The organism is Lentzea sp. NPDC036955, assembly GCF_055608005.1.
Map to the genome: position 1 here is coordinate 290,955 of NZ_JBVJRC010000010.1, position 14,759 is coordinate 305,713.

The 14,759-nt window shown below is 70.2% G+C and carries 12 protein-coding genes, 1 tRNA gene and 1 pseudogene; 6 read left to right on the forward strand and 8 right to left on the reverse strand.

Features of this window, described 5'->3' with window-relative positions:
- Positions 1–72: 72 nt before the first annotated feature.
- From ACZ7CF_RS33045 to ACZ7CF_RS33060, 4 genes and pseudogenes are all read left to right on the forward strand, one after another.
- A complete protein-coding gene (locus ACZ7CF_RS33045; RefSeq protein WP_470371443.1) occupies positions 73–1,041 on the forward strand; it encodes a LysM peptidoglycan-binding domain-containing protein in 969 nt (322 codons plus the stop codon).
- On the forward strand, positions 1,038–1,448 hold the full coding sequence (locus tag ACZ7CF_RS33050) for a hypothetical protein (RefSeq protein WP_470371444.1): 411 nt from the start codon (positions 1,038–1,040) through the stop codon (positions 1,446–1,448). Before ACZ7CF_RS33045 ends, ACZ7CF_RS33050 begins: the two co-directional genes overlap by 4 nt.
- A 56-nt stretch (positions 1,449–1,504) precedes the next feature.
- Positions 1,505–2,176, forward strand: a pseudogene (locus ACZ7CF_RS33055) (GP88 family protein); the annotation flags it as partial.
- A gap of 477 nt (positions 2,177–2,653) precedes the next feature.
- Positions 2,654–4,228, forward strand: a complete 1,575-nt coding sequence (locus tag ACZ7CF_RS33060) for a recombinase family protein (protein WP_470371481.1) — start codon at positions 2,654–2,656, stop codon at positions 4,226–4,228.
- Here ACZ7CF_RS33060 and ACZ7CF_RS33065 read toward each other — a convergent pair.
- From ACZ7CF_RS33065 to ACZ7CF_RS33085, 5 genes are all read right to left on the reverse strand, one after another.
- Positions 4,179–4,254: transfer RNA gene (locus ACZ7CF_RS33065), tRNA-Ala, on the reverse strand. The two genes, ACZ7CF_RS33060 and ACZ7CF_RS33065, sit on opposite strands and share 50 nt — an antisense overlap.
- A gap of 279 nt (positions 4,255–4,533) precedes the next feature.
- A complete protein-coding gene (locus tag ACZ7CF_RS33070; protein WP_470371445.1) occupies positions 4,534–5,310 on the reverse strand; it encodes a DsbA family protein in 777 nt (258 codons plus the stop codon).
- Between the two features lie 46 nt (positions 5,311–5,356).
- Positions 5,357–6,643, reverse strand: coding sequence for an MFS transporter (locus ACZ7CF_RS33075; protein WP_360397918.1), 1,287 nt, complete (start codon positions 6,641–6,643; stop codon positions 5,357–5,359).
- Positions 6,644–6,695: 52 nt separating this feature from the next.
- Positions 6,696–7,505, reverse strand: a complete 810-nt coding sequence (locus tag ACZ7CF_RS33080) for a GNAT family N-acetyltransferase (RefSeq protein ID WP_360397916.1) — start codon at positions 7,503–7,505, stop codon at positions 6,696–6,698.
- A complete protein-coding gene (locus ACZ7CF_RS33085) occupies positions 7,498–8,547 on the reverse strand; it encodes a glycosyltransferase family 2 protein (protein ID WP_470371446.1) in 1,050 nt (349 codons plus the stop codon). Before ACZ7CF_RS33085 ends, ACZ7CF_RS33080 begins: the two co-directional genes overlap by 8 nt.
- Positions 8,548–8,573: 26 nt before the next feature.
- Here ACZ7CF_RS33085 and hrpB point away from each other — a divergent pair, with 26 nt between their 5' ends.
- Both hrpB and ACZ7CF_RS33095 read left to right on the forward strand, forming a co-directional pair.
- Positions 8,574–10,847, forward strand: a complete 2,274-nt coding sequence (gene hrpB, locus ACZ7CF_RS33090; RefSeq protein ID WP_470371447.1) for an ATP-dependent helicase HrpB — start codon at positions 8,574–8,576, stop codon at positions 10,845–10,847.
- A gap of 94 nt (positions 10,848–10,941) precedes the next feature.
- Positions 10,942–11,544, forward strand: a complete 603-nt coding sequence (locus ACZ7CF_RS33095) for an HD domain-containing protein (protein WP_458434218.1) — start codon at positions 10,942–10,944, stop codon at positions 11,542–11,544.
- Here ACZ7CF_RS33095 and menC read toward each other — a convergent pair.
- Genes menC through ACZ7CF_RS33110 form a run of 3 tightly spaced genes read right to left on the reverse strand, consistent with a single transcriptional unit; the run spans position 11,529 to position 14,738 of the window.
- Complete coding sequence (menC, locus tag ACZ7CF_RS33100; RefSeq protein ID WP_470371448.1) at positions 11,529–12,632, reverse strand: o-succinylbenzoate synthase; 1,104 nt, start codon at positions 12,630–12,632, stop codon at positions 11,529–11,531. The genes ACZ7CF_RS33095 and menC overlap by 16 nt on opposite strands.
- Entirely contained in the window at positions 12,629–13,348 is a 720-nt protein-coding gene (locus tag ACZ7CF_RS33105) for a hypothetical protein (protein WP_458434220.1), read from the reverse strand. The genes menC and ACZ7CF_RS33105 overlap by 4 nt, the downstream gene beginning before the upstream one ends.
- Complete coding sequence (locus ACZ7CF_RS33110) at positions 13,326–14,738, reverse strand: amino acid permease (RefSeq protein ID WP_458434221.1); 1,413 nt, start codon at positions 14,736–14,738, stop codon at positions 13,326–13,328. Before ACZ7CF_RS33110 ends, ACZ7CF_RS33105 begins: the two co-directional genes overlap by 23 nt.
- Positions 14,739–14,759 lie beyond the last annotated feature (21 nt).

The window sequence follows — 14,759 nt, forward strand, 5'->3', positions numbered from 1 at the left end:
TCATCGCCACCCGAGAGGCCGCCACCCTCTCAGGTGGCGGCCTTTCTGTTTTCCCACAACGGAAAGGCTCTCTTGACCGACTACGGCATCGACATCAGCTCCTGGCAGGGCACCAACATCGACTGGCCCGCCGTGCGCGGCCACAACATCAGCTTCGCCTGGGTGAAGCTCACCGAGGACACCGGCTACGTCAACCCCGCCGCCACCGCCCAGGCCGACGGCGCACGCGGCGTCGGCATCGCCGCCGGTGGCTACCACTACGCCCACCCCGGCGACGTCTCCGGCCAGGTCAACCACTTCATCGCCCACCTCAACGCCCGCGGCCTGCTCGGCTCCGGGTCGCTGTGGCCGATGCTCGACATGGAGCACAACACCTTCGGCGACCCCAACGGCTTCATCGCCGAGTTCATCCGCCTGTTCCGCGAGCGCTCCGGCCGCCGCCAGATCGCCATCTACGCCAACCAGTACTGGTTCACCCGCAAGCTTCGCCCCAACGAGTGGGCCGACAACGACGTCGTGCTGTGGTGCGCGCAGTACAACGGCGACCCCGGCAACGTCGACTTCGCCCACCCCCGCCTCGGACTGCACCAGCACTCCCAGGAAGGCCACGTCAACGGCTTCCCTGGCCTCGTGGACCGCAACGTCACCATGAACGGCTGGAGCATCGGGTCCCTGATCCTCGACGGCGCACCCGCCACCGGCCCCGCCCCGCAGCCCGGACCGCCCACCGCGCCGTCCGGCTGGGTCGACTACCGCATCGTCTGGGGCGACACCCTGTCCGGCATCGCCGCCCGCACCGGCACCACCGTGGGCGAACTCGCCCGCGCCAACGGCATCGCCAACCCCGACCGCATCCAGGCCGGACAGGTCATCCGCGTCCCCGCCGGAGGCGGCGGTGGTGAGCGCTACCAGATCCGGCCCGGCGACACGCTCTCCGCCCTCGCCGTCCGGTGGGGCACCACCGTGGGCGCGATCGCCGCGCGCAACGGGATCGCCAACCCCGACTACATCCGCGCGGGCGACTGGCTCACCCGCCCATGACCCCCGACCCCCAGCCCGCCGAACTCGGTACCGGCGGGCACTGGGTCATCTCCCTCGCCCTCGTGCTCTGGCTGCTCATCAAGGGCAGCCGCGCCTTCGTGCTGTGGCTCGAACGCCACGACGGCACCCACCCCACCCTGGAGGAACATCCCGTGACCGATCCCCGTCCCCGCCCGCTGCGCGCCGTCGCGACCTGGGTAGGCCTGATCGCCGCCCTGGTCTCCTGGCTCGTCGGCTCCGGCCTGCTCACCACCGGCCAGGCCGACGCCATCACCGGCACCGTCTCCGCCGTCCTCGCGCTGCTCGGCGCGTTCGGCGTGGCCCTCGCCGGCGAGCGCCGCGTGACCCCGACGTCCGACCCGCGTGACGACGCCGGCCGGGCGCTGACCCCCGACGTGCTCGGCTGACGACAAGGAGACCTGTCGTCACGTCCACGACACACCGGCGGCGCAGGTCCGAGCGCATGATCACGCAGAACTCGGGCCTGCGCCGCCACGGCATCTTCAACTACTCCATTCCCGCCCTGGCCGCGAAGCTTGCCGACGGCCGCAACGTCCTGACCTGCCCGAGCGCCGGTGTCTGTGCGAACGTCTGCTACGCCCGCGCTGGCACCTACCAGTTCCCCCAGGTCAAGGCCAAGCACGCGCGCAACCTCGCCAGGTTCCTCGACGACCCGCAGCAGTGGCAGGACGACCTGCTCACCGAATTGGCCGCGCCGAAGTACCGGGGCGGCAAGCTCCGCGTGCACGACAGCGGCGACTACTTCCGAGACGACTACCTCACCGCCTGGCTCACCATCGCCCGCAACGTCGATGACGTGCTGTTCTACAGCTACACCAAGGAGATCAGCCGGTTCAAGCGGCTCGTGGAGCCCGACCCGCCCAAGAACTTCGCCTGGGTCTACTCCTACGGCGGCAAGGAAGACCACCTCATCAACCCGGCGACCGACCGCGTGGCCGACGTCTTCCCCGACGAGGCCGCCATCGCCGCCGCCGGGTGGCACACCAACGCCGGTAGTGACTTGGACGCCGTGCTCGGACCGAGCCCGGTCGGCATGTCGCAGAACCGCATCCCGCACCTGCGCAAGGCCATCGGCCAGCGCACGTTCCGCGAGTGGCAAGCCACCAAGCGAACAGGCACCGCCTCGGCGGAGCCGAGCCATCCGAATCCCCTAGTCACGCCCACCCAGCCGAGGAGTTCCCCACTCCTCGGCTGGAGTGGGGACTCCCGCGCTCTGCGCCCGGAGAACCACGAATGCAGTCAGCACCCCGCCAGCCGCAGGCCTGGACGGTCGAGCACATCGAGACCGAGCCCTTGGACGACACGCAGCGCGAGCACGCGGTAAATGCGCTCGCAACCCTCATCAATACCTGGAACGAAATGCGGCGAATCGCCTGAACCGCACGCTTAAAAACTTTTCTGAATAGTGCTACATTCCGATTCATGACCGAGGGCAATTCCGGAATTAGCAGAGCTATGCCGAAAACCGCGCTCATTCGCGCGCGCATGTTCATTGTTTGGGGGATCTTCTTTGTCTAGGCGAACGCGCGCCAAGAGGGTCAGCACCGCCGCTGCCCCGCTCGATCTCGACACCGTGCGGGTCGGCGTCTACATGCGCCGCAGCACCGACGACGAGAACCAGCCCTACTCGATCGAAGCACAGGACACCAGGCTGGAGGCCTACGTGGCCTCGCAACCCGGATGGAAGATCGTCAAGAAGTTCAGCGACGACGCCTCCGGTAAGACCACCGACCGGCCCGATCTGCAGAGGGCGATGCAGTGGGCCAAGTCGAACATGATCGACGTGTTGTTGGTGTACCGGGTGGACCGGTTTTCCCGGAGCTTGCGCGACACCGTCACGCTGCTCGAAGAACTCGACAAGGCCGGAGTGGCGTTCCGCTCCGCCACCGAGCCGTTCGACACCTCCACCCCGGTCGGCCGGATGATGCTCAACCTGCTCGCGATGTTCGCCCAGTTCGAACGCGACCTCATCATCGACCGCGTCACCGCAGGCATGGAACGCGCCGCCGACGCAGGGCAGTGGAAGGGAGGCCCACCCCCGTTCGGCTACAAGACCGACCCCGTCACCCACAAGCTCCTGCGCGACGAGGCCGAGGCCGTGATCATCCGCCTGATCTTCGAGCTGTACACAAAGGACCGGCTCGGGTCACGCGCCATCGCGAACGAGCTCAACGAACGCGGTCACCGTACCCGAAGCGGCGGCCTCTGGGCCTTCAAGCGGATTCTGTCCATCCTGGAGAACGACGCCTACGTCGGCGAGATCCACTACCGCGACATCGTCACCAAGGACGCACACGAACCGATCATCAGCCGCGAGCAGTTCGCCGAAGCCATCCGCCTCATGGACCAACGCGGCGACAGCCACTCCCACCGCGCCGCGAGCGGCTCGGACTACATCGCCACCGGCCGCCTGCCCTGCCCCAAGTGCAAGCACGCGATGATCGGCACCCGCGCAACCGGCAAGACCAAGACCTACCGCTACTACACGTGCATGAAGCGGCTGAAGTACGGCAAAGACGCCTGTGACCAAGAACGCATCAACGCCGACGCGCTCGACCAAGCCATCCTCGACTCCGTCGCCAGCTTCTACAGCAACCAGCACGACCTCATCCGCGAGGCCGTGGAAGCCGCCCGCAAGGTCTACGACTCCAGCCACGACGGCGTGGCCGCCGAACTCAAAGCCGTCAAGGCCGAGATCAACAAGGTCACAGCGAAGATCGACAAGTACCTGGACGCATTCGAAGCCGATGCCTTCGACGCCGACGACGAAGCCGCCAAGCGACGCATGCGAGAACACCGCACCACACAGCAACAACTCCGCGCACGCGAGGCCGAACTCCTCGAAGAGCTGGAGAACGAGCCCACCATGCCCGACGCCGCCACGCTGGACAGCGTGAACCACAACATCCGAGAGATCATCAAGACGGGCAACCCCAACCAGCGCAAGGCCATCGTGGAGACGTTCGTAGTCAAGATCAAGGTCACCGGACCCGGCCGCATCACACCGGTATTCCGTGTCCCCCAGACCGCCACAGCAGCCATTACCGCGAATGCAGAAGGGGCGGAGGACCGACTAGCGGTCTCCGCCCCTCTAGGTGTTCGTGCATATAGTTCTCTGGTGGAGCTGAGGGGACTCGAACCCCTGACCCTCACACTGCCAGTGTGATGCGCTACCAGCTGCGCCACAGCCCCTTGAAGGTCCACGTTCCCGGCTGGTTTCCCTGCCGTTCTCGTGTGCCAATACCGTACAACATCGGTGCCACAAGATGAAAATCGGGGGTCCCGAACCCCCATCCGCCCTGGTAGACCCCGGTCCAACCCACCCGCAAACCCCAGTTTCACCCCAGCTCCCGACCCCCGAAGACCGAAGTGACTCGCAGCACACCCACGAACAGCCGAAGGCCAGCGAGAACGAAGACGCCCGGCCCCCACGAACGAACGGGGACCGGGCGCTGTCAACGAGCGAGGGGCTTACTTGAGCAGGTCGGCCAGCCAGTTGTCGTTGGCCGCCATGTCCACGCGGGAACCGTTGTGCGCCACGGTCGGCGTGCCGAAGCCGCCGTTGTTCTTCAGGGCGTCGTTGGCGCTCGTCTTCGACATGAGGTCGGTGAGCGGGGCCTTGTAGGTGTCGTTCTGCACGCACGTCTCGAAGGCCGGGTCGGTGATGCCGAGGTCCTTGCCGAGTTTGACCAGCTGGTCCTTGGTGTAGCCGGGGCCGCCCTCCTCGGGCTGCTTCGAGTACAGGGCCGCGTGGAACTCGTTGAACTTGCCGGCGTCGGCGGCGCAGAGGCCCGCGTTGGCCGACAGCGAGGAGTAGCCGGCCGGCTTGGAGAGGCGGTCCAGCATCGGGAGGATGTTGTAGCGGATCTTGAGCTTGCCGTCCTCGACCGCGGTCTTGAGGTCCTTGCCGTAGATCTCCTCGAACTGGCCGCAGGCCGGGCAGAGGAAGTCCTCGTAGACGTCGATGGTGGTGGTGGCGCTGTCCTTGCCCACGACCACGACGTTGTTGTCCCGCACCGACGGCGCCGAGATGACCTTCTCGGCGGGGGCGGCGGGGATCGCGCCGTCCGTCGTCGAGTCGCCGGACTGCTGCTGGTAGATCACGTAACCGATCACGGCGACCGCCAGCACGGCCACCACGGCGATGCCGGCGATGACCTTCGTCCTGTCCCCGCCCGACTTGCGAGCCTGGGTCACCGCACGCGCGGCCTGCTTCCGTTTCCGCGCACTGCGCTCTGCTCCACCCACGGGGGCGAGGGTAGCGATCCAGGCTGAAAAGAACCTGAGTACGCGCTCACGCTTCCGGGTGGCGTGGTTTGCCGCCGACGCGTTCGCCCAGTGGGACCTCGGCCGTTTCGTCGAGGGCGCCGCACTCCGGTGCCACGGCCGCGGCCGTGTGCTCCTCCTCGTGTGTGGGCAGGGTCTCGGGGGCGATGAGCCAGAAGACGACCGACAGCAGCAGTGCCGCGCCGGTGACGGCGAACGAGGCCTCGAAGCCGAAGGTGTCGGCGAGGACGCCCGCGGAGATCGGGCCGATGATGGCGCCCAGGTCGGTCACCATCTGGAAGCCGGCGAGCACCGGGCCGCCGCGGCCGCGGGCGCCCATCACGTCGGCGACGACGGCGTTCTGCGGCGGGTTCAGCAGGCCCGCGCCCATGCCCGCGATCAGCGAGGCGGCCATGAAGTCCCAGGTGCCGGTGGTGAAGCCCATCCAGATCGTGGTGACGCCGCTGACCAGGAGGCCCGCGATGGCGACCGGCTTGCGGCCGCGGGTGTCGGCGATGCGGCCGGAGAGGAACAGCATCGCGGCGTTGCCGGCGGCGAACACCGACATCGAGATGCCGGCGACGGCGGGGCTCTGCTCCAGCGCCTCGATCACGAAGACCGGCACCAGCGAGATGCGCACGCCGAACACGGCCCAGCCGTTGGCGAAACCGGAGGCCAGTGCGGCGTGGTAGGCGCGGTGGCGCATGGCGTCCATGAACGGCATGTGGTCGGCGCCGCCGGACTTGTCCAGCGCCGCCAGCGTCGACTTCCGCAGGAAGAACCAGACCACGAACGCCGCGACGCACAGCAACGCGCCGTACGACACGAACGGCACCCAGAGACCCAACGGCACGAGACCGGCGCCGACGATCGGGCCCGCCACGTTGCCGACGAGGAACCCGGCCGCCCACATGCCGGAGGCCCGCCCGCGCATGGGCGCCGGGGTGATCCGGATGAGCAGCGCGAGCGCGGCGACGGTGAACATCGTCGACCCGATGCCCGCGAGGGCCCGCCAGCCGAGCATCTCGAAGTAGCTGCCGGAGAACCCGGCCATGGTGGTACCGGCCGCCACGATCAGGATGCCGACGATGTAGATCCGCGGCTCGCCGAACTTGTTGACGAGGATGCCGCTCAGCGGCGCGAACGCCAGCCTGACCCCCGCGAACACGCTGATCAGGATCGCGATGGCGGTGTGCCCGACCCCGAACGTCGCCGCGAACACCGGCAGTACCGGTGCCACGATCCCGAACCCGATGGCGATGATGAAACTGGCCGCGACCAGTACCCAGACCTCTACCGGCAAGCGCTCGCGCACCCCATGCCTCCCTTAGCCCTGCTAAGGATATGTCACGCGGCAACTGAACACTTCAATCGAGCAGCTCATCCACCCTGCGTACGTATGCCGTCACGGGATACATCGCGACGAACCCGCACGCCTCGGCGAAGCGCTCCCCCGGACCCTCGTCGACCTGGGAGGCCACCAGCGCCGCACCGGCCGAGCGCAGCGCGGCGACCGCGGAGACCACCAGCGACCGCCCCACGCCCCGGCGGCGACGGGCCGGTCGCACCACGCACTGCTCGACCAGGCCCACGCCGCGCTCGGCGAAGCCGGAGGCGAACCCGCCGATCCGCTCGCCGTCGTCCACGACCAGCAGCAGGCACCGCGGATCGTCCAGCCGGTGGCCGAGCCACTTCTGCAGCCGCGCCCGGTTGCCCACCAGCTCGTCGGACAGCAGCTCGACGATCCCCGGCAGGTCCGCGTCCTCCGCCCGCCGCACCCCCTCGGCGACGACGGCACGGCCGCGGTGCACCACGGTCTGCAGCTCCTCGACCGCGTACCAGCCGGAGTCGTCGGCGATGCCCTCGATCTCGTCCACTGTCGTCGGTGACGCGTAGACCACGGCCTCGGCCCGCCCGACGTCCGCGAACGTCTGCTCCAGCCGCAGCAGCGTCGAGGCGACCTCCACCGAGGACCCGTCGAGCGCGCAGCCGAAGTTGCCGGTGGGCAGCGGGTTCTCCCGATTGATCACGACGGCGGCGCAGCCGACCCGCCCGACCTTGCCGTACCGGACGGCACCGGACGCGAGCCGCGCGCCCTCGACGAGGATCGCGAGCGACCGCGACTGGTACGGGTCGAGCAGGTCCGGGTCGTCCGGGTCGCGCAACGGGTCAACCAACGCGGCGGTCCTTCCACCTCGCGCCGGGTCGCAGCGCACAGTCCAGCAGGAACACCCCGATCGTCGCCCATGCCAGCGGCGCCAGCACGGCGGAGGCCTCCGGCTGCCCGACGCGCTTCACGAACTCGCGGTGCGACGCGGCCTGCGCGGCCCAGGCGAGCCACGACCACGGCGAGCGCCACCGCAGCACCGGGACCAGCCCGTACGCGAGGTGCAGCAGCCCGGCGGCGGCCAGCAGCGGCCGTGCCCGCGCCCCGAACATGTCGCGGAACGCCGGCTGGATGCTCTTGCGCAGCGACCGCCAGGTGTCCCCGAACGTGTCCAGGCCGGAGGTCGTGAGCAGCGCCGACGCGTCGACGAACCGCACGAACCCGCCGGTGTCCCTGATCAGGGTCGCCATGCCGACGTCGTCCGCGTGGTTCCCGGCCAGCGCCTCCCAGCCACCGGCCTTCTCGAACGCGGGCCGCCGCACGAGGACGCAGTGCCCGACCGCGAGCGCCGTCGGGCCCTTGCCGTCCGGCGGCGAGCCCTCGAACACCAGCGTGTTGAACGCGGGCAGCAGGAACCACCACGCCGGCCCGGTCCCCCGCCCGGACGACGAGATCAGGTCCGCGCCCAGCTCGGACGCCGTGGCCACGAGCCGGCCAATGAGGTCAGGTGCGCAGGTCATGTCCGCGTCGACGAACAGCAGCCACTCCTCGTCCCGCACGGCCTGCGCGCCCAGGTGCATCGCGTGCACCTTGCCCGCCCACCCGGAGGGCGGTCCCGGCGACGTGACGACCTCGGCGCCGTGCGCGAGCGCGACCTTCGCGGTCGCATCCGCGGAGGCGTCGTCCACGACCACCACGCGCACCCCCGGCTGTCCGACCAGGCCGGGCAGCAGCGACGGGAGGGTGGCCTCCTCGTCGCGCGCGGGGACCACGGCCAGCACGGAGGCGGTCTTCGAGGACTCCGACACCATCGGCACGTGCTTCCACTGCGCCACGTTCCGCGCGGATCGCAGTGCGGACAGCACTCCGGACACCACACCCAACAGCACCATGCCACCACCCTGACACACTCAGGAACGTGCACCTGCCCGATCTCCCGGTGAAGTCCGTCCTGCCCGAGCTCCTGCGCACGCTGGAGGACCACGGGTCGGCGGTCCTCGTCGCACCGCCGGGCACCGGCAAGACCACGCTGGTGCCGCTCGCCCTGCCCGGCAAGGTCGTCGTCGCCGAGCCGCGCCGCATCGCCGCCCGCGCCGCCGCCGCGCGCATGGCGAGCCTGCTGGGCGAACCGGTCGGCCACACCGTCGGCTACTCGGTCCGCGGTGACCGCAAGACCAGCAGGCACACCCGCATCGAGGTCGTGACCAGCGGCCTGCTCGTCCGCCGCCTGCAGCACGACCAGGAGCTCACCGGCGTCGGCACGGTGCTGCTCGACGAGGTCCACGAACGCCACCTCGACGCCGACCTGCTGCTCGCGCTGCTGCTGGACGCCAAGGCGGGCCTGCGGCCGGACCTGAAGCTGCTCGCCACGTCCGCGACCGTTGCCGCCCAACGGCTCGCGGACCTGCTCGGCAACGCACCCGTCCTGCACACCGCTGCCCGCACGTTCGACACGGCGATCACCTACGTGCCGCCGAACCGCAACGAGCGCATCGAGAACACCGTCGCACGCGCGATCAACAAGGCCTTGTCCGAAGTGGACGGTGACGTGCTCGCGTTCCTGCCCGGCGTGCGCGAGATCAACCGCACCGCGAGCCTGCTGAACGCCGACACGGTGATCTTGCACGGCCAGCTCAAGGCAGCGGTCCAGGACGCCGCCCTCACACCGGGTCCGCGGCAACGGGTCGTGCTCGCCACCAGCATCGCCGAGTCCAGCCTGACCGTCCCCGGCGTCCGCGCCGTGGTCGACGCGGGGCTGGCCCGCGTCCCCCGCGTCGACCACCGCCGCGGTCTCGCCGGTCTCGCCACGATCCGGGTGTCGCAGGCCGTCGCCGACCAACGCGCCGGTCGCGCCGGGCGTGAGGCTCCCGGCCGGGTCTACCGCTGCTGGCCGGAGCACGAGCACTCGACGCTCCCCCGCTACCCCGAACCGGAGATCCGCACCGCCGACCTGACCCGGCTCGCGCTGGAACTGGCGGTGTGGGGCACCCCGGACGGCTCCGGCCTGAACTGGTGGGACGCCCCGCCGGAGGGTGCGCTGAAGGCCGCCCAGGAGACGTTGCACTCCATCGGCGCGCTGGAGGACACCGAGCGCCGGGACCGCATCGCGAGCGCCGGCCTGCACCCGCGCCTGGGCCGGGCGTTGATCGACGGCAGCGCGCTCGCGGGCAACCGGACCGCCGCCGAGGTCGTGGCGCTGCTCGACGACAGCTCCCACCCGAGCACGACCGACCTGGCGACCGCCCTCAAAGCCCCGGGAAAGTGGCGCCAGGAGGCCAAGAAGCTCGAAAAGCTCGGCACGAACCCGCACGGCAACGGCGATCCCGCCCTCGTGGTCGCCCTCGCCTACCCGGAACGGCTCGCGAAGCGCCGGTCCAAGAACAGCACCGTCTACCTGATGGCCAACGGCACGGCGGTCGAGCACGACAACGCGCACTCCCAGTGGCTGGCGGTCGCGATCGCCGACCGCGAACCGGGCAGCAAGCACGGCCGCATCCGCCTCGCCGCGCCCGCCGACGAGGAGCTCGCCGTCACGGCCGCCCAAGCCCTCGTGCACACCGAGGACGACATCCGGTGGGAACGCGACGTCGTCGCGAACAGCGTCCGCAAGCTCGGCGCGATCACCCTGGACGAACGCCCGCTGAACGACCTGGCCAAGTCGCAGCAGGCACTGCGCATGGGCCTCGAAGCCGAGGGGCTCGGCCTGCTGAAGTGGACCGACGCCGCCAAGCGCCTGCGCGAACGCATGGCGTTCCTGCACCGCACCCGCGACTGGCCGAGCGTCGACGACGAGAGCCTGATCGGATCGCTCGACCTGGGGAAGGCGAAGAAGCGCTCCGACCTGGCCAAGATCGACACCGTGCAGGTGCTGCGGAACCTGCTGCCGTGGCCGGAGGCGGCGGAGCTCGACCAGCTCGCCCCGGAGCGCATCGGGCAGGGCAAGGTCGACTACACCCAGGACACGCCCGCGCTGCACGTCCGCATCCAGGACGCGATGAAGTGGGCCGACACCCCGAAGATCGCGGACGTCCCGGTGGTCGTGCACCTGCTGTCCCCCGCCGGTCGTCCCACCGCGGTGACCAGCGACCTCAGGTCGTTCTGGCGCAACGGCTACCTGCGCGTGCGCAGTGAGCTCAAGGGCCGCTACCCCAAGCACCACTGGCCGGAACGCCCCTACGACAAGAGCAGGTGACCGTGGCGCACACAGCGATCTTCCCGCTGCCGGAGTTCCAGCCAGAGGGCGGCAGCAGCGCCGCCGCGGACGTCGTCGAAGAGGAGCTGGCGCGGTGAGGCGGATCTGGGACGACGCGGTCCGGGCACTGGGCGGCACACCGGACGCGGGTGACCTGGTCGAACGCTACGCCGAGCCGCACAGGGCCTACCACAACACGTTCCACGTGGCGTCCGTCGTGCGCGACTCGTCGGAGCTCGCGGACGCCTTCGCGTTCTCCGTCGAGGAACGGGCGGTCCTCACCCTCGCCGCGTGCGCGCACGACGTGATCTACGACGGGCGACCGGGCGAGGACGAACGGGCCAGCGCGCTGTGGGCCCGCGAACGCCTCGCGGGGCTGGCGGAGGAGCACGTCACGCGCGTGGAGGCGTTGGTGCTGGCCACGATCACGCACTCGTCCGACGACCCGCTGGCGCACGTGCTGCTGGACGCCGACCTGGCGATCCTCGGTTCCGAGCCCGAGCACTACGAGCGCTACCGGCAGGCCGTGCGCCGCGAGTACGCGCGCTACGACGAACCGGCGTGGCGCGCGGGCCGGGCGAAGGTGCTGAAGGCGTTGCTGGAGCGCGAGGACCTGTACGTCACCGAGCCCGCGCGGCAGCGGTGGGACGCCGCCGCGCGGAGCAACCTGGCCCGCGAGCTTCAGTCCCTGGCGTAGAGCACGCGGGTCGCGGTGGTGAAGCGCCGCAGCACCTCTCGAACCGGCTCGACCCCGATGCCCGGCCCGCTCGGCACCTGCATGAACCCGTCCCGCAGCTCGAACGGTTCCGTCACGTCCTCCGCGAAGTAGCGGCGCGACGCCGACACGTCACCGGGCAGCGTGAAACCGGGCAACGCGGCCAGCGCGAGGTTCGGCCCGCGCCCGACACCGGTCTCCAGCATCCCGCCGCACCACACCGGGACCCCGTTCGCCACGGCGACGTCGTGGACGCGCCGGGCTTCGAGGTAGCCGCCGACGCGGGCGGGTTTGACGTTGACGATCCGGCACGCGCCGAGCGCGATGGCGGTGGCCGCGTCCCTGGCCGAGGTGATCGACTCGTCGAGGCAGATCGGTGTGCGGAACCGTTGTGCCAGCAGGGCGTGGCCGCGGAGGTCGTCTTCTTCCAGCGGCTGTTCGATGAGCAGCAGGTCGAACTCGTCGAGCCGGCGCAGGTGGTCGGCGTCGGCGAGGGTGTACGCGGTGTTCGCGTCGACCTGCAGCAGGACGTCGCCGAAGCGCTCGCGGACCGCGCGGACCGGGTCGACGTCCCAGCCGGGCTCGATCTTGAGCTTGATCCGCGCGTAGCCCTCCGCCAGGTAGCCCTCGACGTCGTCGAGCAGCTCGGGGACCGAGTCCTTGATCCCGACCGAGACACCGGCGGGCACCCTGTCGGTGGTGGCGCCCAGGAACGTGCCGATCGGCATCCCGAACGAGCGCAGCTCGGCGTCCAGGACGGCGGTCTCCAGCGCGGCCTTGGCGAGCTTGTGGCCCTTGACCGCGTGCGTCCTCGGCCCGACCTCGGCGGCGGTGACCTCCGGTGTCACGCGGGGCACGAGGTGGTCGGCCAGCACCAGCTCCGCCGCGGCGACGAACTCCGAGCAGTACAGCGGTTCCGGATCGGCGGCGAACTCCGACCAGCCCTCCGCGGTGTCCGTGACGACCCGCAGCAGGAACGTGTCCTTCGTCGTCATCGTGCCGAACGACGTGCGGAACGGCGACACCAGCGGGATCGCGACGTGCAGCAGCTCGACCCGCTCGATCCTCATCCGGCCACCTCCAGCTCGTACCAGCCGTCGCGGGACATCGAGGTCGCGACGTACCCGCGGTCGAAGGCGTCCAGGAACACGTCCCGCACCGCCGCGCGCCACTCCTGCGCCTGCTCCGGCGCTTCCTTGCGCACCCGCACGACGTCGGCCGGCACCCGGCACCAGATCCGGTCGCCGTCGGTGCGCCGCAGCGGCCCGCCGTCCGGGGCGGTCGCCGTGACCTCGCCACGAGGTTCGGACTCGTGCGGCTCCCGCGCGCCGGTCAGGTCCCACCGCACGGTGAGCCGGTCGGACTCACCGGTGTTCACGCCGTCGTTCATCGGCCCGTAGAAGTCCACCGCGTACTCGGTGACGACGGCGCCGAGCTTCACCAGGTTGAACCGGGCGTTGCGCGCCACCAGCGGGTCGTAGGTCCAGCGCATCGACCGCGCGCCCAGGCCGACCGCCCAGTCGCGTTGCGCGAGCTTCAACGGCAGCCCGGCACCGGGGCGGGCCGCGGCGATCATCGAGTACACCGACCCGTCCGGGCAGAACAGCCCGGTCGTGGCACCGACCAGCTCGTCGCCGTCGAACGCGCCGATCGTCGCGCCGCCCGCGTGCCGGATGCAGTGCAGCGTCTCGGTGGACAGCACGTCGAGGCTCGTCTCCCAGACGTCGGCGTAGTACCGCGCGACGCGGGCGATGCCCGGGACGTCAGTGATCGCTCGAAACCTCAAGGCGGGCCTTCCGGACGCTGTAAGCGAAGTAGATGACGAACCCGAGCGCCATCCAGGCGAGGAACGCGACCCAGGTGTCCAGGCCGAGGCTGAACATCATGTAGACGCAGAACGCGAGCCCCAGCAGCGGCGTGACCGGCGAGAACGGCACCCGGAAGCTGCGCGGCCGGTCGGGCTCGGTGCGCCGCAGGATGATCACGGCGATGTTGACCAGCGCGAACGCGAACAACGTGCCGATGCTCGTGGCGTCGGCCAGCGACCCCAGCGGCACGAGCGCGGCGAGCACCGCGATGAACAGGCCGACGACGACGGTGTTGACGAACGGCACCCCGGTGCGCGGGCTGAGCTTCGCGAAGATCGACGGCACCAGCCCGTCGCGCGACATCGCGTACAGGATGCGCGTCTGTCCGTAGAGGACGGTCAGCACCACGGACGTCGTCGCCACCACGGCGCCGATCGAGAGCAGGATCGGCCAGATGGCGCCGTCGACGTTGTCGGTCAGCACCCGGCTGAGCGCCGCCTCGGTGCCCTCGAACGCCTGCCACGGCATGGCGCCGACGGCGGCGAGCGCGACGGCGCAGTACAGGGCGGTGATCACGACGAGCGAGATGATGATCGCGCGCGGCAGGTCGCGCTGCGGGTTCTCCGCCTCCTCACCGGCGGTGGAGGCGGCGTCGAACCCGATGTAGGAGAAGAACAGGGTGGCCGCGCCCGCGCTCATGCCGGCGAGCCCCAGCGGGAACAGCGGCTGCAGGTTGCCCGCCTTCAACGCCGTGAACGCCACCGCGCAGAACATGACCAGCGCGCCGATCTTCACGTACACCAAAACCGTGTTCGTCCGGGCGCTGCCGCGCGCCCCGCCCAGCAGCACCAGCATCGAGATGACGACGACGAGCACGGCCGGGACGTTGACGATCCCGCCGTCACCCGGCGGCTGGCTGAGCGCGTCCGGGATCCGCAGCCCGGTGACCAGGTGCAGCAGCTCGTTGACGTACTGGCCCCAGCCGACCGCGACCGCCGCGACGGACACGCCGTACTCCAGCACGAGGCACCAGCCGCAGACCCAGGCGACGATCTCGCCGAGCGTGGCGTAGGTGTAGGAGTAGGAGGAGCCGGACGCCGGGATGAGCCCGGCCAGCTCGGCGTAGGACAGCGCGGAGAACAACGCGGTGATGCCCGCGAGCACGAACGAGACGACGATCGCCGGTCCCGCCAGCGGCACGGCCTCGCCGAGGACGACGAAGATGCCGGTGCCCAGCGTCGCGCCGATGCTGATCATGGTGAGGTGGCCGACGCCGAGCGTGCGCCGCATCTCGCTGCCGGGATGGGTCAGCTGGTCGATCGGCTTGCGCCGCAACACCCGCGCCCCGATGCGCTGTCCGTTGCTCATCCGGCCAACATAACGCCCTGC